This is a genomic window from Thermodesulfobacteriota bacterium, from assembly GCA_035559815.1.
Classification (GTDB): Bacteria; Desulfobacterota_D; UBA1144; order Nemesobacterales; family CSP1-2; genus DATMAT01.
Genome location: DATMAT010000029.1, coordinates 37,715 through 60,253, shown reverse-complemented (window position 1 = coordinate 60,253; position 22,539 = coordinate 37,715). Strand labels below are relative to the sequence as shown.

Annotated in this window: 20 protein-coding genes; 12 read left to right on the top strand and 8 right to left on the bottom strand. The window is 46.5% G+C overall.

The features are described 5' to 3' along the window. Positions 1–7 precede the first annotated feature (7 nt). Entirely contained in the window at positions 8–175 is a 168-nt protein-coding gene (locus VNN20_08550) for a hypothetical protein (GenBank protein ID HWP92230.1), read from the bottom strand. A gap of 555 nt (positions 176–730) precedes the next feature. Between VNN20_08550 and VNN20_08545 the strand changes: the two genes are divergently transcribed. The 6 genes from VNN20_08545 to VNN20_08520 all read left to right on the top strand — a co-directional run bounded on the left by VNN20_08545 (position 731) and on the right by VNN20_08520 (position 8,223). Further along, the gene (locus VNN20_08545) at positions 731–1,105 is read left to right on the top strand and encodes a hypothetical protein (protein ID HWP92229.1); all 375 of its coding nucleotides are present in this window, start codon (positions 731–733) and stop codon (positions 1,103–1,105) included. Between the two features lie 75 nt (positions 1,106–1,180). Then, positions 1,181–4,096 carry an MXAN_5808 family serine peptidase gene (locus VNN20_08540; GenBank protein ID HWP92228.1) on the top strand — a complete coding sequence of 972 codons (2,916 nt, stop codon included), beginning with the start codon at positions 1,181–1,183 and terminating at the stop codon, positions 4,094–4,096. 18 nt (positions 4,097–4,114) lie between these two features. Beyond that, positions 4,115–5,044: an ABC transporter permease gene (locus VNN20_08535; GenBank protein HWP92227.1), complete on the top strand. Its 930-nt coding sequence runs from the start codon at positions 4,115–4,117 to the stop codon at positions 5,042–5,044. Positions 5,045–5,219: 175 nt separating this feature from the next. After that, positions 5,220–5,957, top strand: coding sequence for a tRNA pseudouridine(38-40) synthase TruA (gene truA, locus VNN20_08530; GenBank protein HWP92226.1), 738 nt, complete (start codon positions 5,220–5,222; stop codon positions 5,955–5,957). Positions 5,958–6,678: 721 nt separating this feature from the next. Next, a complete protein-coding gene (locus VNN20_08525; protein ID HWP92225.1) occupies positions 6,679–7,464 on the top strand; it encodes an enoyl-CoA hydratase-related protein in 786 nt (261 codons plus the stop codon). After that, the gene (locus VNN20_08520; GenBank protein ID HWP92224.1) at positions 7,465–8,223 is read left to right on the top strand and encodes a fumarylacetoacetate hydrolase family protein; all 759 of its coding nucleotides are present in this window, start codon (positions 7,465–7,467) and stop codon (positions 8,221–8,223) included. Positions 8,224–8,653: 430 nt separating this feature from the next. Here the strand turns inward: VNN20_08520 and folD are convergent, their stop codons facing one another. From folD to VNN20_08505, 3 genes are all read right to left on the bottom strand, one after another. After that, positions 8,654–9,508 (bottom strand): bifunctional methylenetetrahydrofolate dehydrogenase/methenyltetrahydrofolate cyclohydrolase FolD, encoded by an 855-nt coding sequence (gene folD / locus VNN20_08515; GenBank protein ID HWP92223.1) that lies wholly within the window; start codon positions 9,506–9,508, stop codon positions 8,654–8,656. Between the two features lie 104 nt (positions 9,509–9,612). Further along, positions 9,613–10,428 (bottom strand): bifunctional hydroxymethylpyrimidine kinase/phosphomethylpyrimidine kinase, encoded by an 816-nt coding sequence (gene thiD / locus VNN20_08510; protein HWP92222.1) that lies wholly within the window; start codon positions 10,426–10,428, stop codon positions 9,613–9,615. Positions 10,429–10,521: 93 nt separating this feature from the next. Beyond that, positions 10,522–11,778: a Glu/Leu/Phe/Val dehydrogenase gene (locus VNN20_08505; protein ID HWP92221.1), complete on the bottom strand. Its 1,257-nt coding sequence runs from the start codon at positions 11,776–11,778 to the stop codon at positions 10,522–10,524. Positions 11,779–11,940: 162 nt separating this feature from the next. Between VNN20_08505 and VNN20_08500 the strand changes: the two genes are divergently transcribed. The 6 genes from VNN20_08500 to VNN20_08475 all read left to right on the top strand — a co-directional run bounded on the left by VNN20_08500 (position 11,941) and on the right by VNN20_08475 (position 18,543). Beyond that, positions 11,941–13,368, top strand: coding sequence for a response regulator (locus VNN20_08500; protein HWP92220.1), 1,428 nt, complete (start codon positions 11,941–11,943; stop codon positions 13,366–13,368). Between the two features lie 85 nt (positions 13,369–13,453). Continuing rightward, positions 13,454–14,326: a transglycosylase SLT domain-containing protein gene (locus VNN20_08495; protein ID HWP92219.1), complete on the top strand. Its 873-nt coding sequence runs from the start codon at positions 13,454–13,456 to the stop codon at positions 14,324–14,326. Between the two features lie 211 nt (positions 14,327–14,537). After that, positions 14,538–14,915, top strand: coding sequence for a hypothetical protein (locus VNN20_08490; protein HWP92218.1), 378 nt, complete (start codon positions 14,538–14,540; stop codon positions 14,913–14,915). Positions 14,916–15,036: 121 nt separating this feature from the next. Further along, on the top strand, positions 15,037–15,927 hold the full coding sequence (locus VNN20_08485; protein HWP92217.1) for an EamA family transporter: 891 nt from the start codon (positions 15,037–15,039) through the stop codon (positions 15,925–15,927). A gap of 57 nt (positions 15,928–15,984) precedes the next feature. Further along, a complete protein-coding gene (locus VNN20_08480; protein HWP92216.1) occupies positions 15,985–16,770 on the top strand; it encodes a hypothetical protein in 786 nt (261 codons plus the stop codon). 219 nt (positions 16,771–16,989) lie between these two features. Next, the gene (locus tag VNN20_08475; GenBank protein HWP92215.1) at positions 16,990–18,543 is read left to right on the top strand and encodes a nicotinate phosphoribosyltransferase; all 1,554 of its coding nucleotides are present in this window, start codon (positions 16,990–16,992) and stop codon (positions 18,541–18,543) included. A gap of 60 nt (positions 18,544–18,603) precedes the next feature. On the opposite strand, the gene VNN20_08470 is transcribed toward VNN20_08475, so the two are convergent. The 4 genes from VNN20_08470 to VNN20_08455 all read right to left on the bottom strand — a co-directional run bounded on the left by VNN20_08470 (position 18,604) and on the right by VNN20_08455 (position 22,464). Continuing rightward, the gene (locus VNN20_08470; protein HWP92214.1) at positions 18,604–19,683 is read right to left on the bottom strand and encodes a carbon-nitrogen hydrolase family protein; all 1,080 of its coding nucleotides are present in this window, start codon (positions 19,681–19,683) and stop codon (positions 18,604–18,606) included. A 470-nt stretch (positions 19,684–20,153) separates the two neighbouring features. Next, positions 20,154–21,056: an LLM class F420-dependent oxidoreductase gene (locus tag VNN20_08465; GenBank protein HWP92213.1), complete on the bottom strand. Its 903-nt coding sequence runs from the start codon at positions 21,054–21,056 to the stop codon at positions 20,154–20,156. Positions 21,057–21,421: 365 nt separating this feature from the next. Next, on the bottom strand, positions 21,422–21,697 hold the full coding sequence (locus VNN20_08460) for a GIY-YIG nuclease family protein (protein ID HWP92212.1): 276 nt from the start codon (positions 21,695–21,697) through the stop codon (positions 21,422–21,424). Positions 21,698–21,750: 53 nt separating this feature from the next. Continuing rightward, positions 21,751–22,464 (bottom strand): lytic transglycosylase domain-containing protein, encoded by a 714-nt coding sequence (locus tag VNN20_08455; protein ID HWP92211.1) that lies wholly within the window; start codon positions 22,462–22,464, stop codon positions 21,751–21,753. Positions 22,465–22,539 lie beyond the last annotated feature (75 nt).

Here is a 22,539-nt window from a genome sequence, read left to right as displayed (position 1 = left end):
GGCAAGCTCATTCTAATACCACTTCACCCTGAGCGGAGACGAAGGGTGAGTGCAATGAAGGAATGAGCAGATGTATATCCGCTGTAAAGGCTTTATGAAATAAAAGCCCGTTCGTCCTGAGCCAGGTCCCCTGGTTTAACCGGGGGAAGGGCGAACTCGTCAAAAGATTACTCATGTTCTACTTCGTCGTAGTTTATCCCTACGATGGAGTACACACTGAATTTTATCGAATCGGGGATCCATTTTTTGAAAAACTGGATTCCCGCTTCCACGGGAATGACAGTAGTCTTCCGGTCATGCCTGTACCCCGGTTAAACCGAGAGATCAAGCGAGGTTCCTCTCCGCATGTCATCCCCGTCCCCCGTTTTAACCGGGGGATCCCCCTGGTTGTCATCCCCGAATGTTCCCCGCCAGACACATGCGGGGACAAGATTAATCGGGGATCCATAATTAAACAATGGATTCCCACTTGCGTGGGAATGACAGGTGGACGGATTCCCGCTCCCCGATCATGGTCGAGGACAAGTTGCGCGGGAATGACAGATTGGTGGATTCTCACTTATACTCAAACGTTTTAAGCAAGGCCAGCCCTGAGCACATTCGATAAACTCAGTGTAAACTCCGTCGAAGGGCCGAATGGCTCTTCGCAATAACAAGACCCAAGGTGTCATTGCGAAGGAATCTCCTATTTTGGATCAGTTGGAAGAAGTATAATTGTCATAGTTTCCTCATGAAAACACGTGCGGCGATATTGATAATGAAGGATTGGCGGGAAAGGGCTTTTCTCCGGGCCCAGCTTCTAGAGGAGGGGATCAGAACCCTGGCCGTTGAGACATTGAACGAAGGACTCGACTGGATTTCCGATAAGAGAATAATACCGGCAATCATAATATACGACAATCAATCCCAAGATGACCCAACTCGGGACATCAAGATTCTTTCTGAGCACGCCTCATCGATTCCAATCTTAATAATAGCGGCTGGCGGCAAGAGGAAAGCCATAGGGCTTGAAAAGGCCGGGTTCAAGCACGTTATCACCAGGCCGGTGAGAATAGGGGGCGTTGTGGAGAAGGTAAAAGAAATCCTCAAGTCAGATTTGATTTGATAAATCCATTCAATTAAGATAATAATCTACTGTCAGAGAACCAAAGCGCTTGAGGGGTAAAAAATCTTGCAAATAATGTCCAATCTAATAAGGAGAAACCGATTTATTTTTTTTGTTTTTCTCCTCCTGGTTTACCTTTTATTTCTCTCGCCCAGGCTTCAAAACTCTGAAAAAGAATCAGGCCAGGGCGGCAATGTAAACATTCTTCCCCTGACCATGCGTTATGTGAAAAGATACTATGTGGATCAACCGGCTATAAACCCCCGGGCTATGCTGGTCAACGGGCTCAACAAATTGGAAAGAACCCTCGACGAGGTGCTGGTCAGCTTTCCGGATGGAGAGAACAGCCCTACTTTCGTCGTCCGGGTGATGGGTGAAGAAAAGACCTTTACCATGACCGATGTCGTCGACCTGGATAGCGCCGCCGATAAAGTGGAGGAGGTTTTTCGTTTCGTCATGCCCCGCCGGGTCTCCAAAGAACCTACGGCCATTGACGTAGAGTACGCCGTAACCGATGAGATGCTCAAGACCCTTGACCCTTATTCCGGGATAATTACCCCCCAGGTTTATCAGGAATTCACCATCGAAACCGAGGGCAGCTTTGGCGGCCTGGGTATAGTCATAGGAATCAGGGACGGGAATCTAACCGTCATCGCCCCGATCGAAGGAACGCCGGCTTACCGGGTCGGGATAAAACCCAACGACCGGATTGTCCAGATCGAGGATGAATCCACGGTAAACATGTCTCTCATCGAGGCGGTGGGAAAGCTCAGGGGGCCGAAAGGCAGCGTGGTGAACATCCATATCCACAGGGAAGGCCTTCCTGAACCAAAAAGATTCTCCATCGTCAGAGACACCATTAACATCCAAAGCGTAGAAGCCTTCAATCTTAATGACGGTATCATATACGTTAAAATAAGGGACTTTCAGAAAAACACCCTATCCAACCTGCAGGATACCCTTAAGGACTTCGCCAAGAACGGCACTTTGAAGGGACTCATACTCGACCTCAGAGGAAATCCAGGAGGGCTTTTGGACCAGGCGGAAAGAATTTCAGACCTATTTCTAAAGAGCGGGGTTGTAGTAACCACTGAGATTGGAAATTCAAAAAAACCATACTATGCACAGCATGAAGATTATGATTTCAGCGGAAGGATAGTCGTCCTCGTAGACTCGGGCAGCGCCAGCGCATCGGAGATCGTGGCCGGGGCTATAAAGAACAACGACCGGGGGGTAGTCATCGGGCAGAGGACATTCGGCAAAGGTTCGGTCCAGCAAATATTCGACCTTAACGACGGCTCCGCGCTCAAGTTGACCATTGCCCATTATCTCACACCGGGCGATATTTCCATACAAGATATAGGAATTACACCGGATATCGGTATTCAACCGGCGGTTATTTCCAGGGAAATCGCCCTCGGTTCCCCTCCCGAGAACGAGCAGCGCGAAAAGTCAAACGGACAAAAGGAAACAACCGATAAACCAGTCTACACAATCAGCTACCTGGAGACCCAGGAGCCGGTTACTGACCCGGACGAGGAGACTCCGGAAGAAGCCCTCAGCCGCCAAGAGAGAAGGAAAAAAATCGAGAACGATTTCTATGTAACCCTGGCCAAAGAAATTATCCGCTCCTCCGACTCGGTAGCCAGGGAAAAGATGCTCGGGGAGGCGCAGGATAAAATACACCGAATCTCCAAGGATGAAGAAAGAAAGATAGAGGAAATGTGGCAGGAGATAGGGGTGGACTGGTCACTGGACGGGGCATTTCCAGGGGCTTCTACCCTCGACGTCAAACTGGAGCCAGGCGTTCTTAGGGCTAAGGCGGGGGACCAGCTTACGGTTACAGCCGAGGTGGAAAATACCGGGCCGGCGACTATTTACCGGCTAAACGCCATAACCAAATCCGAGGACGAGATATTCAACGGCAAGGAGTTTACCTTTGGGAGACTAAATCCTGGAGAGAAAAGAAAGTGGAGCGTAACATTTGAAATCCCCAGGTGGGTTCTGACCAGGGAAGCCGAAATCACCCTTGAGTTCAAGGATGCATACAATACTGCCTTTCCCGATTCCAAGTTTGAGGCGGTAATAGAGGAGCTTCCCAGGCCAATCTTTGCCTTCAATTACCAGGTCATAGACGACGGAAGGCACGGCTCCGAGGGAAACGGAGACGGAATCCCGGAGGTGGGAGAGACCATAGCGCTTTTAGTCAGGATAAAAAACATTGGAAAGGGAACGGCAGAGGAGGGGGTTTTATCGCTTAAAAATCTCTCCGGTGATAAAGCGTTCCTGAAAAGGGGCAGGGTACAGTTTAAGAACCTTAACCCCGGCGAAATAAAAGAGGAGGTCTTAACATTCAGCGCTAAAAAGCCGGACAGCTTAATTAACATGGAGCTTCAGATGTTGGATGAAGTTTTGAGGGAAGGGCTAACCAGTAAGGTACAAATCCCCGAAAAAAGCGGCCAAGTACGGTTCCCGGCCAGCTCACGGGTAGTCATAGTCTCCAGGGATAAGGCGCCGATAAGAGGAGGAAGCTTTATCGAAGCTCCGATTATCGCTGTATCCGAAAAAGGCTCGGTTTTTACGAGCACGGTAGAGAGCGAAGGCTGGCTAAAACTCAAACTTGGCGAAAAACTAACCGGCTGGGTGAGTAAGGACGACGTCGTCTTCGCGGATTCCCAGGTACTCCCCAGCGACTCCGGTTTTACCGAGGTTTTTCAAAAGCCACCTACTATAAATTTAGCCAACCCCCCGCTTCATACCAATTCCGACCAAATAAACCTGAGCGGAGCTATAAGGGATGAGTACGGAATTCAACTGGTCTCAATCTTCGTGGGGGACGATAAGGTGGAATTGCTGCCGTCCCAGGGAAAGGATGTGCCCATCTCCATACCGGTAAAGCTAGCCGATGGGATTAATTCGGTAACGGTTTATGCAAAGAACGCCAAGGATGTATTCTCGAAGAGAACCTTCGTGGTGAGGAAGGGAGCTTAAAAAGGGCTTTTTCGATGAATGTTCAAATTCATACTTAGTCGCGCCTTTACCGGGTCTTCAGTTGTTTTCGTAGTAGCCACATTCACCTTCTTTCTATTAAGGGCCCTGCCCGGCGGCCCCTTCGACACGGAAAAGAAGCTTCCTCCCCAAATTCAAAAAAACATAGAAGAAAAATATAGGCTTAACGAACCAATATTAAAGCAATATGGAATTTACCTGAAAAACCTGGTTCGAGGGGACTTAGGTCCTTCCTACAAATACGTCGACCGCTCGGTGAACGAGATCATTAAAGAGACCCTCCCCGTCTCGGTCACCCTGGGGATTGTCGCGCTTTTAATCACGATAGGAGTGGGGACGACCCTGGGGATACTCTCGTCAACCCGGCCTAGAGGGTTCTTGGATTTTCTTTCCTTCTCCGTAGCAACCGCACTGGTCTCCGTCCCCAACTTCGTAGTGGGCGCCATTCTAATATACCTATTCTCGGTGAAACTGGGCTTGTTCCCGGCCGCCCTATGGGGAAGGCTGGAACACCTTGTACTCCCCGGGTTGACCCTAGCGGCGGGGCCCACCGCCTATCTTACCCGCTTGATAAGGGCCAGTATGCTGGAAACCTCCCAAGCGCCATTCGTAAAAACGGCCAGGGCTAAAGGACTGGGTGAAGTAAAGGTGGTGGTAAAGCACATCCTGAGAAATGCACTTATTCCAGTAGTAACCGTGTTGGGGCCGATCACCGCTTATCTGGTCACCGGGTCATTCGTGGTAGAGCATATATTTGCGATCCCGGGAATGGGAAGATTTTTCGTATTTGCGGTTTCAAACAGGGACTACCCGCTGGTCATGGGAATAACCATTGTTTACACGTTAATACTCGTCCTAGCCAATTTAATCGTGGATATCTGCTATACCCTCCTCGACCCGAGGATAAAGTTTGAGAAAAGAAAAAATTAGGTTATACAGCCACGAATTAGCACGAATGGACACAAATGTGTTGTTATTGTTTACTTGCTATCAGGTTTGCTGGTTAGAAGTTTAACCCGTCAACCCGCAAACTCGTCAACTCGAAACTGAAACCCATTTTTCTAATCGTGCTGATTTGCGGTCAAATTTCCACGAATTTACGGAAATGCGCAACATAAAACTCATCATAGAATACGACGGCACGAATTATTTAGGATGGCAGAGACAACCCCAAGGCCAGACGATACAAGAGTGCATAGAAAAGGCCCTGGAAAAGATCACCAAGGAGAAAATAAATGTTATCGGCTCGGGCAGGACAGATTCCGGGGTACATGCACTGGCGCAAGTGGCAAATTTCAAGACCGAGACTAAAATGACCCCTTCTCAATTCCAGAAAGCGCTTAACTCTTCCTTACCAAAAGATATAGTGATTAAGGAAGCCGAAGAGGTGGACATCCACTTCCACGCCCAGCTAGACGCAAAAAGCAAGGTATATGCTTATAGAATCTTGAATAGCCCCTTCCCATCGGCACTAGAAAGACAAAGAGCCTGGTTTATCCCGGTTAAGCTAGATAAATCCAAAATGAAAAAAGCCGCCCAGATGCTCTTAGGCCGGCACGATTTTAGTGCCTTCGCGTTATCCAAAACTAATGTAAAAACCAAGGTACGCACGGTCTTGACCGTAGGCCTGGATGAAAAACACGATTCCATTATCGAGTTTCACATAGAGGCTAACGGGTTTCTCAAGGGTATGGTTCGTTTAATAGTAGGAACACTTGTACACGTGGGAAAAGGTAAAATCGATATCCAGGATTTTAAGAGAATTCTGGAAACGGGCGAGAAGACACATTTCGTGCGCTCTGCTCCGCCTTGGGGACTTTTCCTCAAAGAGGTAAAGTATTGAGAGTGTACCTGTAGCCTATTCGCTCAAAAGGCTTTATGAAACAAAACCCGTTCATTCTGAGTAGTTCGACATGCTCACTACAGGCGAGTCGAAGAATGAACCCCTCTCGCTTTAATTCACTCTTAATTCATCCTTCGACGATGCTCAGAATGAGCGGATGTATATCTGCAGTAAAAGCTTTAAAAACAAAACCCGCCAGTCCTGAGCCAGGTCTCCAGGGCAAACCGGGGGATCGATCGGGGCTCCGGAATTACAATACTGGATTCCCGCTTCCGCGGGAATGACAGATCGGTGGATTCCTGTTCTCCGCATACGCGGGGACAAGCTGAATCAGAGATCCATCCTGGTTGTCATTCCCGAATGTTCACCAATAAAAACATTTGGGGACTGGATTAATCGGGGATCCATCCACTTTGTCATTCCCGAAATCTTTTAATCGGGAATCTATAATTAAAGATTGGATTCCCGCTTCCGCGGGAATGACAGATCGGTGTATTCCCACTTAACCTTATACTCACACGTTTTAAGCAAGGCCTGCCCGGAGCACATTCGATAAACTCAGTGTAAACTCCGTCGAAGGGTCTCTCGCATTGACAAGACAGAAGGTGTCATTGCAAAGCAATCTACTATTTGGACAAGTTTGATACTGAATGCATTTGACAAGCTTTTTTAAGGCTGGATAACTTACCATAGGCTAAGCGAATAATTGAGGAGGGGAATCATGGAATTTGAATTTATCACTTATGAAAGAGAGCCCAACGACATAGGTATCCTGACCATAAATCGCCCGAAGGTACTCAATGCGCTAAGCTGGATGACCCTTAAGGAACTCCGGTTTTTCCTCGAAGACATCCTTCCTAAAGAAGGCCTTAAGGCCCTGATTATAACCGGAGCAGGGGATAAAGCCTTTGTCGCCGGGGCCGACATCTCAGAGATGAACCAGATGAAGGACACCGAGTTTCAGGAATACGTAGACCTTGCACACAAGGTTTATCATCTTATAGAGAATGACCCAAGCCCTTGCCTAGCCGCAATTAACGGATATGCGCTAGGAGGGGGATGTGAACTGGCCCTTTCCTGTGACATCAGGATAGCTTCGGAGAGGGCCAAGCTGGGGTTTCCAGAGGTGAAGCTGGGTATATTCCCCGGATGGGGCGGCACTCAAAGGGTGACCAGGATTTTGGGTCTGGGAAAAACCAAGGAGCTGGTTTTCACCGGTGAGATGATAGACGCCCAAGAGGCACTGAGAATTGGGCTTGTGGAGAAAGTCGTACCCCACGAAAAGGTAATGGAAGAGGCCAGGAATCTTGCCCTTATTATTTCCAAGAGAGGACCGAGAGCAGTCAGAATGGCCAAGACAGCCATAAACGCTGGCTCGGAGATGGATTTACAGAAGGCCTTACTACTCGAAAAGACCCTGGTATCCCTATGTTTTGACTCTGAGGACAGAGTGGAAGGCATGAGGGCTTTCCTCGAAAAACGGGAACCCTCTTTTAGCGGCAGATAAATGCGATTTCTTAGGTTTAAAAGTGAAGAAGGAAAAACCGGGTTCGGCCTACTCGAGGGAAAGAGCGTTATCGAGGTCGAGGGTAATATTTTCGGGGAGTACAGGATAGCCAAGGCTGAACACCGACTAGATAAGATAAAACTACTCCCTCCGTGCCTGCCCACTAAAATCGTAGCAGTAGGGCTCAACTACAAAGACCATGCCGAGGAAATGAAAAAAGACCCCCCGGAAGAACCGATGCTCTTCATGAAGCCGAGCACCTCGGTTATCGGCCATGAGGATAAGATTATCTATCCAAAACACATGTCCTCCCGGGTTGACTACGAGGGAGAACTGGCCGTTGTGATTGGGAGGAAAGCAAGTTGGGTGAAGGAAAGGGAGGCTTATCAATACGTTTTCGGATACACCTGTATAAACGATGTGACGGCGCGTGATCTTCAGGCAAAAGACGTGCAGTATACACGGGCAAAGGGTTTTGACACATTTGCCCCCATCGGCCCGGTTATAGAAACCGAAGTTGATCCTGCTAACCTCAAAATCACGACCATCCTCAACGGAGAAATAAGGCAACACTCCAGTACTTCAAATCTCATATTCAGCGTGCCAAGGCTCCTAAGCTTTATCTCTCACGTTATGACCCTTTTACCCGGGGATATTATCGCCACCGGTACCCCCGCCGGAATAGGTCCCATGAAAAGTGGGGATAAAGTTGAGGTAGAAATCGAGGGAATTGGAGTTCTGAGGAACTATGTGGAGTGATGATCTAAATTAAAGCAGGAACGGTTTCTAGCGGCGACTAAATCGCAACAAGTTCAGGGTTAATCGCAGGAATAAACGGCCTTTTGTCATTTCGAAACCGTGAGATAATTTCATATCTCATGGGGAGAAATCTTACCGGATAGTTGTTAGTGATTAGTAGATATGAATTAAGGATTATTGCTACATTACGATTCAAGATTCTTCACGCTCGTTCCAGTATGTTAATCACCTCTTCTAAGAATCAACCCGGTCGTCCTGAGCCCAGTCGAAGGACGAACGCCTTAAGATACACCATGCTTCGACAGGCTCTGCATGAGCGGACGCACGCATCCGCTGAATAAAAAGAGGGATAAAAACCGCTCACCCGTTCGAAGGGTGAACACCTTGGGTGTTATTTTTGCAGGCGATAAAAAATGAAAACGGTGTAAATCTATAGTTCATGAAAATCCCTGGCTGACGACAACGTATTCCAGAGAAGCATGGCTATGGTCATAGGCCCAACCCCGCCCGGGACGGGGGTTATATAAGAGGCCTTCTCCCGGACGCTTTCGAAATCAACATCCCCCACCAGCTTCCCATCGTCAAGTCGATTAATTCCCACATCTATTACCGCCACGCCTTCCTTGACCATATTTCCGGTTATAAATTTAGCACGCCCCATAGCCGCTACCAATATGTCTGCTCGCCGCGTAACCTCTTCGAGGGGTCTAGTCCGTGAATGGCAAATGGTAACCGTGGCATGACGGTGTAGCAGAAGAAGCGATACCGGTTTCCCCACGATATTGCTCCTCCCCACTACGACAGCCTCTTTACCCTGTATTTCAATCTTATAATAGTCTAAAAGCTTGATTATGCCGTGTGGGGTGCAGGGAATAAACCGGGGATTGCCCTCTACCAGAAACCCTACATTTTCCGGATGAAACCCGTCGATATCCTTTAACGGAGATACCGACCGCAGGATTTTGGTCTCGTTTATCTGCTTGGGAAGGGGTAGCTGCACCAGTATTCCATGGATTCTTTTATCTTCGTTAAGCCTCATTATAAGTGAAAGGAGCTCGTCCTCGGTAGTTTCTTCCGCCAGTCTATACTCCTCTGAATATATTCCAGCCTCCTCACAAGCTTTTCTCTTGTTCCGCACATAGATTTGCGATGCCGGATTATCCCCCACCAGAACTGCCGCCAGCCCAGGGGTTATTCCCCTTTCCCCTTTTAGTTTTAATACCTCGTTTGCGACTTCCTTTCTTATGTGTTGTGAGACCTCTTTGCCGTCTATGATATGTGCCATGTTAACTCCTTCCTTGAGAATTATCTAGCCACAGATAACACCGAGTTTTTGCATAGATTTTCTTCCCTTTCTCTGTGACCTCCGTGGCAATTCCTTTACCGTATTCATCTTTGGCTCTCTTGTTCGAACTTCCAAAAGTGATTCAATGGCCCATGCCCTTTGCCCAGGCCAAAAGACCTTATTATAGCCTCGGTGACATACTGCTTAGCCTGCCTAACCGCTTCCGGCACATCGAGCCCCTTCGCCAGCCCTGCGCAAATGGCCGAAGAGTAAGTGCATCCCGTGCCATGTGTATTCTTGGTTTCAACCCTGGGGGCTTGGAACAGGTCAAATCCTTTTCCATCATACATAATATCTACTGCCTCTTTGGCCCATTCAAGGTGCCCCCCTTTTATCAAAACATACCGAGGTCCGAAGGACTTTATTTTTTCAGCCGCTTCTCTCATATCGTCGAAGGAAGAAATTGCTACCCCTGAAAGAGCCTGCGCTTCCGGAATATTAGGAGTAACGACCAAGGCTAGGGGAAGAAGCTCTCGTTTCAATGCTTCCTCCGCTCCCGGGTCCAAAAGCGCATCCCCGCTCTTTGCCCTCATGACCGGGTCTACAACCAGGTTTTCAACGCCATACCGTTTAATCTTTTTAGTTACCGCTAGGATTATCCCCTCATTCGACAGCATCCCAGTCTTAACAGCATCAGCCCCTATGTCGCTAAGAACGGCATCGATCTGCAGTTCCACAAATTCAGGCGGTATATCGTTGATACCGAGAACAGACAAGGTATTTTGAGCGGTTATCGAGGTAAGCACCGAGAGTCCGTAAACCCGGAGTGCTGTAAAAGTCTTTAAATCGGCCTGAATTCCGGCTCCTCCGCCGGAGTCCGAGCCGGCAATCGTCAGCGCCCGCGGAATCTTTTGGATCATCGAGGTTATTCTACAGTTGTTTTGAATTACTGACAAACAAATCTAGGGGCACGCTGCAGCGTGCCCCTACCTAAGAATCGAACATTCAGAAATTTACGGATAAAGACCACGGAGCTTCTTTGCTTGAGCGACCTGGTTAATGCCAAACATGAGTGCGGCCATACGGAGTGAAACCGCTTTTTCCAGGGCAAAATGGGATACCTTATTAAACATTCCCCGCATCCGCTTCTGAAGCTCGGTAAAGACCATATCCTTAGACCAGTAATATTCCTGAAGACCCTGCACCCATTCGTAGTATGAAACGATTACCCCCCCGGCATTGGCCAGAATATCCGGGACCACCGGGATCCCTCTTTCCGCCAGGATGTCGTCAGCATCGGCAGTGGTGGGGCCATTCGCCCCTTCCACAACCATCTTACATCTAAGCTTATTGGCGTTCTCTTTTGTGATTACCCTTCCTACGGCCGCCGGAATAAGAACGTCGCAGTCGAGGGTTATTAGTTCATCGTTTGTTATCTTGTCGGACTGTTTAAATTCTTGCACCCTTCCCTTGTGCCTCACCAGGTCTAACAGTTCATGAACAGGCAGGCCCGATGAATTATAAATTCCCCCATACATATCGCTTACCGCAACGACGGAGCAGCCCATTTCCGATAGCTTCTGTGCAGTGTACGTTCCCACATTCCCAAAACCCTGGATAGCCACCTTTGCCCCGGGTAGGCTTTTCTTAAAATGCCTTAAAGCATCCTCGACTATGTAAGCTACTCCAAACCCGGTTGCCTCTTCTCTTCCCAGAGACCCTCCGATAATAACCGGCTTACCGGTGACCACAGCGGGCGTCGTGTAACCCTCGGTCATACTGTAGGTATCCATCATCCAAGCCATGGTTTGTGGGTTTGTTCCCATATCCGGTGCCGGAATATCTTTGTTCGGGCCTATTATGGGCAGGATTTCAGCCGTATATCTCCGGGTAAGGCGTTCTAGTTCGCCCAAGGAGAGTTCCATGGGGTCCACAGAAACCCCACCTTTTGCCCCCCCAAATGGTAACTCCGCCAGGCCGCATTTCCAGCTCATACCCATGGCCAGAGATGCTACTTCTCCCATGTCCACATCCGGATGGTATCGAACCCCGCCCTTGCAGGGGCCGAGGGTTAAATTATGCTGCACCCGGTATCCGGTGAATACCCTTATTTCTCCCTCGTCCATGCGTATAGGACAGCTTACAACCAGGGTTCTTTGGGGAAAGCGGAGCCTTTCTCTGAGCCAGTCTTCTAACCCCAGTAGCTCACAAGCTCGGTCGTAATACACTACGGCGTTATCAAAAGCTGGAGATCTAAATAGGTCGAACATCTATAAGCCCTCTAATAAGTTATTTTAGGTGGAGCTAGTCTATCATAAAAGCGTTCATACTCAACAGAAGCGGCTAATAACTTGTAGAACCTACACCACTATATTCTTAATCGAATTTGTAGTATATTAGGCTGGTTATTCCCACACTGGAGGAGTTTTAGCATGGAGGCAAGTGCGGACAGTGCTAGAATACTCGTTGTCGAGGATGAAAAAATCGTAGCAAGAGACATAAAAAACCGGCTCCGAAACCTAGGCTACACCGTACCGGCTATCGTCTCTTCAGGAGAGGAGGCTATTCAAAAAGCAGAAGAGATAAGACCAGACTTAGTTTTAATGGATATTGTCCTAAAAGGCAAGATAGACGGCGTCAAGGCAGCCAAGGAAATATACACAAGATTCGACATCCCGGTGATATATCTTACTGCTTACTCCGATAAAGAGACACTAAGACGGGTCAAGATGACAGAACCGTTCGGTTACATTCATAAACCCTTCGAAATCAAGGAAATGCGTTCAAGCATCGAAATAGCCCTTCACAAACATCATGTGGATAAAAAACTAAAAGAGAAAAAGAAGTGGCTTGCTCTAACACTTAAGAGTATAGGCGATGGGGTTATTACCACCGATACCGAAGGGGTAATAACTTTCATGAATCCAGTGGCTGAATCCTTAACTGCATGGGAAAAAGAAGAGGCCTTAGGTAAAAATATATCCGATGTGTTCAAAATAATAACGGAGGAAACTCGTTCCCCCCTGCCAAACCCGGTCAAGAATGTGCTGAATAACAGCCCAATAAGAGGCCATCAGGTGATACTCATTTCCAAGAATGGAAAAGAAGTGCTCATCGAAAAGAGTGCAGCCCCGATCCGGGATGACATCGGTAATATATCCGGCGTGGTATTAGCATTTCGAAAGTTGAACGGTCTCTTAGAAACTAGGACTAAAAAATTTCAGCAACCGGAACCAACTGAAAAAATTAAACTAATAATAATCTGTTCAACCATATTCCGAGAGGGAATACGTAAGATCCTGGAACCAGAGAGGGATATTGAGATTATAGCGGAGGCCTCCTCGGACCAAGAGATTATTCCGTCTATCGAGCAGAGCCGGCCCAATGTCCTCCTTATCGATGCAGCGATATGCAACTCGGATATCGCTGAACTCATGAATTCAATCCGGGAAAAGAGCCCCGAAACCAAGGTGCTTCTATTGCTACATACCATCGATGAAGACGAGGTTATAAAGAATATCTCCTCCGGAGTGCGCGGGTGTTTAACCGATGTATCTAACAAGGAGCATCTAATCCAAGCAATCAGGACGGTAAGCAAAGATTCGATTTGGATGGAGATGAGCTCCATAACCAATGTCTTAACCCGGCTCATACCTGTGAGGAAAAGTAAGTCTGGCTTGCAGCCCAAGCTAACCAGAAGGGAGGAGGAGATTGTGAACCTTATTGTTTTAGGTTACAGCAATAAGCAAATCTCCAATACCCTCTTCATAAGCGAAAACACGGTAAAGACCCACCTGGCGAATATATTCAGCAAATACGGCATTACCAATAGACTACAACTGATAAAGCACGTTTTTTAGCCCATTCTTTCGGGGTATTTAAGGAGTTATTTACTTTTTCCCAGGATTCATTATGTTAATCTAGCTTTTTTTCGATAAAGAACTCATGAAGAGATATATTCCGATAATATTGAACATCCTTTTGGGGATTTTATTTGTTTACCCTTACGGCTCTCAAGGCTTAGAAATAGAAAAGGCAAATATTAGAAAAGACCTGCTATCAGCGGACCTCACCAAATCCAACTTGGAACTATCCCTTCTCGGTACGATTGTTAAAGAAGATACCGGGACAGCAATAATAAAAAACCTGAATACCGGCAAGCTCAAGACATACGCAGAAGGAGAAAGGATCGACCTCGTTTACACCGAAGAGGTGGTACTGGCCCAGATCTCAGATTGTGTGGTCATGATCAAAAGAGAAGACCGATACGAAACATTGAGCTGCGATATGGGTAACTCAGGAGAGCAGGAGCATGATGGATACATGAGCGAGGCCGCAATTTATAGGGCGTTTTTCCCGCTCTCCAAATACAAAGTGGTGAGCAGGTCGAAAGAAAACAGGAATGGACTCGAAAAAGCCAAATATGACTACGAAAGTGAAATTATTATCGCAAGTAATAGACACGGTATTGACCCTTATCTGGTCAAAGCGGTAATTAAAGCTGAATCTAATTTCAACCCACTTGCAGTTTCGCCCAAGAAAGCAATGGGAATGATGCAGCTCATACCGGAGACGGCAAAAGACTATGGGGTTAGAAACCCTTTCGACCCCGAGGAGAATATAGACGGGGGTATAAGGTTCCTGAAAGACCTGATAAATTACTTCGGCGGCGACCTCAGGCTAGCACTGGCCGCTTACAACGCCGGCAAGGGTTCGGTGATAAGGCACGGTTTTCAAATCCCACCATACTCAGAAACCATAGATTATGTAGACAAGGTATTAGGGTACTACAGTCTTCTTAAATTGGATCGATATTAAAAATACGAGTTATTTATGAAGTTTAAATCGGTTCATTACCGCTTAAAAAACCTTAGAGCCGTAATCACCCGCGTGAATCCTTTTCCTTGTAGCTAACATCCAAAATTTAAAAAACACGAAAAATTGTGGAAATCGGGAAATCGTTGCTTATATTATTACGGTCTTATGTTCCACAACTTAAACTTCGAATATCTAGAAGGGAGATAGAAGAATGACCAAGAGATTTTTAGCTCTGATAGCTATAGCCACTTTCCTCTTACTCTGGCCAGGCTTCGCCAAAGCTGATGACCAGGAAAGCGCAATCGAGAGAATCGTATCGAACCCAATAAGTTATGATGGCAAAGAGGTGGTAGTAGAGGGAGAGGTCAAAAAGATAAAATATACAACCTCGATCTCTGGTGACCCTTACACCCTTTTTAAACTTCACGACGGGGACGAGAGCACCGTTGGTGTTTACACCAAGGGTCGCATCCAGATTTCTGAGGGCAGCAAGGTAAGGGTCATGGGGAAATTCAACAAAGAAAAGCGCTACGCTATTTTCAAGTTTAAAAACGTGATTAAGGCAAAAGGTGTAGAAAAAACGGGATAATCAATAAAAGAGATATTGCCTGAACTCTAAAACTATCTACTGAGGTAGGGTATACTCACTTCAGGTTTTTCTAAGTTTTAATTTCTTCTCTTCATAAATGCCCGGTATGTAATATAACTCTATGTCCAGGGAATACTGGTTTGTCACCACTGCGGCTTTGTTGTACGGTACAATCGCTGCAGGCGGACAATTCTTCATCAATTCAGGCTTATCCCTCTTTGAAGTTTCGTTATACCGGGTGCTTCTTATCAGCCTTATATTGCTTCCCGTAGTTCTAGTCAAAAGGCAATATCTCATAAAAAGAGAGGCGATTTATTTTTTCACGGTCTACGGGCTGATAGGCGCCTTCTTAGAATTGACCCAATTTGCCGGGATTGCCCTAGGGGTGCCCGTAGCAATTGTGGTATTCCTTCTCTATAGCCAACCGGTCTGGACGGTTCCTCTGGCCAGGCTGATGTTAGATGAAAAAATCACCGTAAGAAAAATCTTATCAGTGGTAATAGCCCTCCTCGGTCTGGCCGTTCTTCTTAAATCATGGGATATAAAATCGTTTGACTCGATGGCCGGCGTTACATGCGCTTTGTTGGGGGGTATTTTTCTATCGTTATGGATAATATGGGGTAGAAAAAGCGGAATGAATAACCAACATTACCTTACTACCACAATCGGTTGGTCGGGGTTTTCAGTTGTTTGGCTATTGTTACTTTGGCCGATTACGGCACTATTCATCCAGGAGCCGAGTATAGTCGAGTTCTCTTTACACTCCCTTTCAGACCATTGGGTTAATTTCCTTATTTTTGGGTTTGTAGCCGGAGTCATACCCCATTTACTCTTTTACCGAGGGATGAAAAATGTGCAAGCTTCTATCGCCGGCATAATACTCCTTCTGGAGCCGGTCAGCGCGACCTTGCTGGCAAAAATTACATTCGGCCAGCCGATAGGTTTGAATGTGATCTGGGGAGGAGGTCTAATACTGCTCTCCAATTATCTGGTAATCCGTGAGTCCAAATAGAATACTTCTCACGTTTACGGTTTGACTTTAATATCAATTTGGTTTATCAATTCACATATGGCCAGAAGCACACTCATCATCTATGAGCCCCTGGATAGATTCAGGGATAAACAGAACTATTGGAGTACTTATATATCCTTTTATGAGCAGTACTGGGATAGCCCGTCATCTCCCCGTGGGGTCTGGTTTGGCAGAGAGTACGATGAGTTTAGGGAATCCCTGGCCATACAGTTGGACGTTGACCCTGAACTAATCGAGGACTGTTTCTTCATCAGGGATGAAAGGGGCAGTCATTATCTCGCACCCATCGGTTCGACAATTACCCCTCACCTATTGATTTCGGAGAACCACATACCCATGGAATGGTTCCTGCTTTTTAAAGATGAGGAAAGAAAGTTTCTCTATACCCATACCGGATTCGGGGCCATACAATGTGATGGGATATATTACGACTCGAAAGTTAACCGCAGCCGGGAGAGGCTGGAAGCAGCGTATTTAACCTTGAATGATGTTTTGAAGAATTATAAAGGACCTGATTCTCAGTCGTTTTCTCTTTTTCCGAGGCTAAAGCAGTTACGAACTGGGGTAGCAAACCTACAAACTTGGCTCGGAGGATTTGACCAGTCGGGATATGTAATTCTTGACTACGGAGAATTAAATGGTTTGATCAATCCTCAGGCCATGCAAAATGAACGATCGGTGAAGGAAATCTGGGACCTACTTTCGTATGTGAAGGACGGACAAATGGCGGAGGCCATATCCGTTATGTCGGTGACCTTCGAGAAATGGGAGATTATAAGAAGGAAAGCCTCTGGAAGCTCCGAGAAATTTACCATACAATAAAAATCCAGCGGGTTTGGCTATCTTATCAACTTCTATAGATTTATTTAATGTCTCATCGCTCTTTAAGACGCTATAGCAAAAAGCAAATACCGATTGTAAAAAGTAGACACGACCCGCGGTCGTATCTACAAAATTAACCTTGATTAAATTAGTTTTAATGAGTGTTAAAGTAAATAAACTTTCTCCAAGAAGAGAATTATAGAGTATGAGGTCACGTAGGTGAAAAAATCAGAGCAGAATATTGCCGAGGGTATTTTGTTCACCGATCAGTATCAGCTCACTATGGCTCAGCTATATTACAGAATGGGTTTACACGAGAAAAAGGTTCAATTTGATTACTTCTTTCGTAAATACCCCGATTACGGAACTCATCAGGCCGGCTATTGTGTCAACGCTGGCCTGGAATGGCTGCTAGACTGGATGAATGATGCCCGTTTCGACGAAGAAGACATTTATTGCCTTCGTACTCAGACTGGCCGAACCGGGGAGCGGGTGTTTCAAGATGATTTCCTGAATTGGCTCAGGGAAAACGGTAACTTTAGCAGTCTAACCCTTTATGCCATACCGGAAGGCCGTGTGGTTCATCCGAACGTTCCTATCGCCGTTGTGCAAGGCCCCCTGGCTATGGCCCAGATTCTAGAATCGCCCCTTCTTAACCAACTCAACTACCAAACTCTAATAGCTACTAAGGCCGCGCGGGTTCGAGAGAGCGGACGAGGACAGCTACTCCTCGAATTTGGAATGCGGCGGGCCCATGACAAAGGCGCAAATGCCGGCGCCAGAGCAGCGCTTATAGGCGGTGCGGATTTTACTTCAAACGTTGGCATATCTCATGTCCTTGGATATCAGCCCAAGGGAACCCACGCTCACAGCATGGTTCAACTTTTTATGGCATTGGGAGAGGGCGAACTCGGCGCCTTTCGCGCTTTTGCAGAGATGTACCCCGACGATTGTTTGTTGTTAGTAGATACGATAAATACCCTGGAGAGCGGGATTCCTAATGCCATAAGGGTATTCGAAGAACTTAGACAAAAAGGGCACAAACCGGTTGGAATCAGGCTCGACTCTGGAGACCTCGCTCACCTGAGCATCCAGGCCTCCAAGATGCTGGACCAGGCTGGCTTTTCCGATACTCACATCGTCCTATCTAATGAACTGGACGAGCTGGTCATATGGCAGATCATTACTCAAATAATCGAGGAGGCACCGCGCTACGGTGTCGACCCCGATCGTCTCATCCGGAGGCTGGTGTACGGTGTAGGGACAAGGCTGATTACCTCACGCGGAGAATCGGCTCTCGGCGGGGTATACAAGTTGGTTGCCGTTTATGACGAAAACAGGTGGAAGCCGGCCATAAAGATTTCCGAATCCCTGGATAAAACCCCCAATCCCGGCCATAAGCGCGTCTGGCGCATATATGACCAAAGGGGTAAGGCCACAGCCGACCTCTTGAGCCTGGATGAGGAAGACCCGCGGAAGATGGACAGAATCATCTTGCGCCATCCTTCGGACCATACGAAATATAGGGTATTGGACCGAAGCCAATTCACCGAGGTCGAGCCACTTCTGGTAGAGGTGCTAAATGAAGGAAAACTTGCATACGATTTACCTTCGATCGAGGATATGCGCAAACTCCGCCGGTCAGACATTGAGCGGTTAGACGCTGGGGTAAAGCGTATAATGAACCCTCATATTTACCACGTCTCTCTGACGGAGAGGCTTTGGGACCTCAAACAGGAATTAATCGGGTCGATTAAGAAGAAGACCCATTGATTATAGGCTTGGCTATGAAGCACAGAACATCGGTCGACAAGATCTAATCTGTATAACCTATTATTTCCGGACCCGCTTTTTATCCGAGGACAAGGCGTTAATAAGCTCATCTAGCTTTCCCTCAAGTCTCTCCTGTCTTTGCCTGAGCTCACCTATGGCTCCGATGATATCGTTATACTCAGCCGCTGAGTCGTTCCGAATACTATCTCTATCGAGTTTATAGGAATGACCAGGTTCGTTAATACTCAGGGTCAAGATGTCCGGCCGGGAAAAATGCCCCACCGAATCTATAACCGCCTTAGCCCGGATAATCATGTCCTTATCAATCTCGGCATACAGAATTCCCTCTTGGTCATAAAGCGGGCCGGCTAAATATTCTCCCCGGGGGTTTATTATTCCGCTCCCGCCGGGAAAATCCCATTTGGTGTATTTTTTAAGAGGAAAAGAATCCGGAACCATATCTTCATTGATGTATAGTGAAGCGGCAATCACAAATACCTGTCCCTCAAAAGCATATTGCCGGCTGGCGAAATCCATAGTGGGTTTAACAAAGCCGTGCCCCGCCCATAGCCCTGCGTGTATTTCCTCTCCTTTCATAAACATGGCGTATTTGGCCAAGGTCATATGGTGCTCGTAGCAGAAGAACCCTCCGACCTTTCCTAAATCGGTGTCAAACACCCGGAGGTCCTCCGCCCTCCCCATTCCCCATATGCACTTTTCGCTGTCTATGGACATGAGCTTTCTGTGTTTGCCCAGAATCCTACCGCTTTTATCTATAAACAGAATGGTGTTATAAAGAGTGCCTCCGTCCCTTTCGTTGATACCGATGATTACATGGGCTCCTGCTTTTCGAGCCGCTTCCGAGAGTTTATCAGTGTCTTTGCTGGGAACTTCAACCGAGTTTTTGTATAACTCTGTATAGGCATCGAGAACGAGTTTCCTTTCCGGCCCGGATCCCAAGTCCTTAGGCCAGTAGGGATAAGTAGGGATCAAGGCCTCCGGGAACACGATTAGGTCAGCTCCATTTTCACTGGCCTCCTCGATCAAACCGCATACCTTTCCAATCGTTTCCACCTTGTTCAAGAAAACCGGTGCGGTTTGCACCGCAGCGGCTACGAATCTCTGGCTGTTCTCTACCATGCTCTTAACCTCCTGTGAGTTACTTCATAAATAATCATAACAGTTTTGTCTTATAGATCTTCGTTCATTCTGAGCTAAGTCCCTCGGTTTAACCAGGGGAAGAATGAACACCCAAGAAATCATACTTCGACAAGCATGAGCGGATACTTATCCGCTAAAATGACTAATAAAATGAAACTCCGTTCGCCCTGAGCCTGTCCTGCGTTTGAAGAAGGGCCGAGTCGAATGGCTCATGGTTCGACGTAGTTTATGCTGAGCTTGCCAAAGCCCTCACCATGAAGCTAGGGAAAGCTCATTCTAACACTACTTCACACTGAGCGAAGATGAAGGGTGAAGTAGTCGAAGGGCGAACTCATTAAAAAAACACTAAAAAGCAGTTCAATTTTCATTCCTGATAAAACCCACCTAACTTCATTATCTCTACAGAAATGGCTTCTTGTCAACATGGAGAAAAACTAAAGAGTACAAATCTAGGGTTTAAACGCGGGACCAATATCTTTTGAAAAAATTTTCATTGTTTCCACTATCCCTTTTAAATCCCCACTCAAAACCTGAAAAACCAGGTGCGATACACCCGCTCTCCCGTATTGCTCTAAACCCTTGATTATCTTCTCACGGGTGCCACGGAGTGTTTCTCTTTCGTCCTTAACATCAACATCGAGCTTCCTCCCGGTGAAGACTTGAAGGTTTTTCCTAAGGGAAATCACAAACTCGGACCTTTTTTTCATTTTCGCGGCTAACATTTCATCAAGATAGTCGGCTTTCTCCGCTATCTCCTCCGGAATGAGACCCACAGGATGCCAACCGTCTCCGCAACTAACCGCCCGCTCGACTGCTTTCCTGCTATTACCACCTACCCATATTGGCGGATGTGGTTTTTGAATAGGTCTTGGTAGAAAGCTAATATCCGAGAATTCGTGATACCGGCCTTTAAAAACCGGCCTCTCCTCAGTCCAGAGTAGCTTTAAGACTTCTATCCACTCGTCGGTGATAGAACCTCTTTCTTCATAAGACGCACCTAGAGCCAGAAATTCCTCCTTGAGCCATCCTGCACCCATGCCAAATATTACTCTTCCTCCAGAAAGCACGTCCAAGGTTGAGATTGTCTTTGCGAGCACTATGGGATTCCTGTAGGGAAGAATTATTACGCTCGTTCCCAGATGAATTTTGTTTGTATGGGAGGCTATGTAGGCTAAGGTGACAAGCGGTTCATAAAATACCTCACCAAAACCTTTATGTGAATGAGGAATAATAATGTGATCGCTAACCCAGAGTGAATCAAAGCCGAGGTCCTCGGCTGTTCTGGCAATCTCGATTATATAGTCTCTCTCTGCATACTTTCCGAAGTTAGGCAGCGACACCCCGAATTTCATCTCGGCTTACCATCCTTGGAATGACCTATTCTACCTGTCATTGCAAGCCACTTTCTTTTGGCAGCGTGGCAATCTGACACAAGTCGTCATTCCGAACCAAGTCCTGAGCGAAGACGAAGGAGAACGTGAGGAATCTAAGTAGATTGCTTCGGTCATAGATTGTATTCCGAACACTCCGACTTATTGTTAAAACCCTGCCGAAGGGCACTAACAATAGATCTTCCAATTCTGTCATTGCGAACGTAGTGAAGCAATCCCTTGAAATTACCTTCTGGCTTCTGTTTATTATCTTTAAAACATCATAATTCCCTGTATAAGTCTTTCCATCCTTTATTCATACGATTAATGAGATCGATCTTTTTCTGTCATGAACCGGCCTTAATCTGTTTTTCCCTTGAAATCGCACTATGTATGTCCTCAAATACCTCGTAGTATATCAACTTATTGATATTATATCTTTTAGTAAATCCATCTATTAACTTTTCTCTATGTTGATAAACTCTTCTTTTTAAATCGTTTGTAACACCCGTGTAGAGCACAGTATTGTTTTTGTTGGTCATTATATATACATAGTATTGTTGATCGATTATAGCAATGCCTGGGATTGCTTCGTCGTTTAACTCCTCGCAATGACAGAACATGAGGTATCACGAACGAAGGAAGGCACTATCATAGTCTTTAGCATTTGTTGCCCCTAGCTCTCCTCGGTTATTATGCCTTCGTCTTCCAGGAGACTTCTAAAATGTAAAACTCTAGTTAAGTATGTAGATTTTCCATTCCTCAAACTTGCAGTATTTAAGAACCTGGTTGGACCGGCGTTATAGGCAATAAGCGCCTGGTCTATACTCTCAAAGCGATTGATCAGTGATGAAAAATAATATATGCCTAACCTCACGTTGACGACCGGGTCAAAAAGAGATTTATCTCCATTGAAAGGAATACCCAATTTCCCGGCTATAAATTCACCGGTTACAGGCATGACCTGCATCAAACCGATGGCTCCCTTATTTGATACTGCGACCGGGTCAAATTTACTCTCGACATAAATCATAGCCAGAATAAGAAATGGGTCTAGACCGTAAATTTCGCATTCCTCGTCAATAAGTTTGGCCAGTTTTTTTGCATCTGCAGTGGATATTCGGTCGGAAAACCTGAGAATAAATTTAAAAATATCGGCCTCATCCGTTTTGAGGCCCATACTTTCAGCATTTGTTGAACCTAGCCGTTTTGTTCCACCTGTCGGGGTCACCAGCGCCCCCAAGGGTTCTATACTCTTTACCTCTATATGAAAAATATTCTTGGATTTCAGGAAGAAAGAAATAGAAAGACAAAAAAGAGACAAAAATAAGGATGTTTTGAGAAAGCCATAGGCAGTGAACATAAAAATATCATATATCTTTCTTAACATTGATTTCACCTCACATTGTTAACGGTGGGCTTATTACTTTTATGGGGTGCTTGCGGTTCTGCCTGAGACCAATAG

What these genes read in the sequence shown, in the direction of transcription:
- VNN20_08525 (HWP92225.1), top strand. Translation starts at nt 6,679, where the DNA reads ATGGAATTTGAATTTATCACTTATGAAAGAGAGCCCAACGACATAGGT.
- VNN20_08465 (HWP92213.1), bottom strand. Translation starts at nt 21,056, where the DNA reads ATGAAATTCGGGGTGTCGCTGCCTAACTTCGGAAAGTATGCAGAGAGA.
- truA (HWP92226.1), top strand. Translation starts at nt 5,220, where the DNA reads ATGCGCAACATAAAACTCATCATAGAATACGACGGCACGAATTATTTA.
- VNN20_08495 (HWP92219.1), top strand. Translation starts at nt 13,454, where the DNA reads ATGAAGAGATATATTCCGATAATATTGAACATCCTTTTGGGGATTTTA.
- VNN20_08455 (HWP92211.1), bottom strand. Translation starts at nt 22,464, where the DNA reads ATGTTAAGAAAGATATATGATATTTTTATGTTCACTGCCTATGGCTTT.
- VNN20_08470 (HWP92214.1), bottom strand. Translation starts at nt 19,683, where the DNA reads ATGGTAGAGAACAGCCAGAGATTCGTAGCCGCTGCGGTGCAAACCGCA.
- VNN20_08550 (HWP92230.1), bottom strand. Translation starts at nt 175, where the DNA reads ATGAGTAATCTTTTGACGAGTTCGCCCTTCCCCCGGTTAAACCAGGGG.
- thiD (HWP92222.1), bottom strand. Translation starts at nt 10,428, where the DNA reads ATGATCCAAAAGATTCCGCGGGCGCTGACGATTGCCGGCTCGGACTCC.
- VNN20_08545 (HWP92229.1), top strand. Translation starts at nt 731, where the DNA reads ATGAAAACACGTGCGGCGATATTGATAATGAAGGATTGGCGGGAAAGG.
- folD (HWP92223.1), bottom strand. Translation starts at nt 9,508, where the DNA reads ATGGCACATATCATAGACGGCAAAGAGGTCTCACAACACATAAGAAAG.
- VNN20_08480 (HWP92216.1), top strand. Translation starts at nt 15,985, where the DNA reads ATGGCCAGAAGCACACTCATCATCTATGAGCCCCTGGATAGATTCAGG.
- VNN20_08520 (HWP92224.1), top strand. Translation starts at nt 7,465, where the DNA reads ATGCGATTTCTTAGGTTTAAAAGTGAAGAAGGAAAAACCGGGTTCGGC.
- VNN20_08490 (HWP92218.1), top strand. Translation starts at nt 14,538, where the DNA reads ATGACCAAGAGATTTTTAGCTCTGATAGCTATAGCCACTTTCCTCTTA.
- VNN20_08460 (HWP92212.1), bottom strand. Translation starts at nt 21,697, where the DNA reads ATGTTCTGTCATTGCGAGGAGTTAAACGACGAAGCAATCCCAGGCATT.
- VNN20_08500 (HWP92220.1), top strand. Translation starts at nt 11,941, where the DNA reads ATGGAGGCAAGTGCGGACAGTGCTAGAATACTCGTTGTCGAGGATGAA.
- VNN20_08540 (HWP92228.1), top strand. Translation starts at nt 1,181, where the DNA reads ATGTCCAATCTAATAAGGAGAAACCGATTTATTTTTTTTGTTTTTCTC.
- VNN20_08485 (HWP92217.1), top strand. Translation starts at nt 15,037, where the DNA reads ATGTCCAGGGAATACTGGTTTGTCACCACTGCGGCTTTGTTGTACGGT.
- VNN20_08505 (HWP92221.1), bottom strand. Translation starts at nt 11,778, where the DNA reads ATGTTCGACCTATTTAGATCTCCAGCTTTTGATAACGCCGTAGTGTAT.
- VNN20_08535 (HWP92227.1), top strand. Translation starts at nt 4,115, where the DNA reads ATGTTCAAATTCATACTTAGTCGCGCCTTTACCGGGTCTTCAGTTGTT.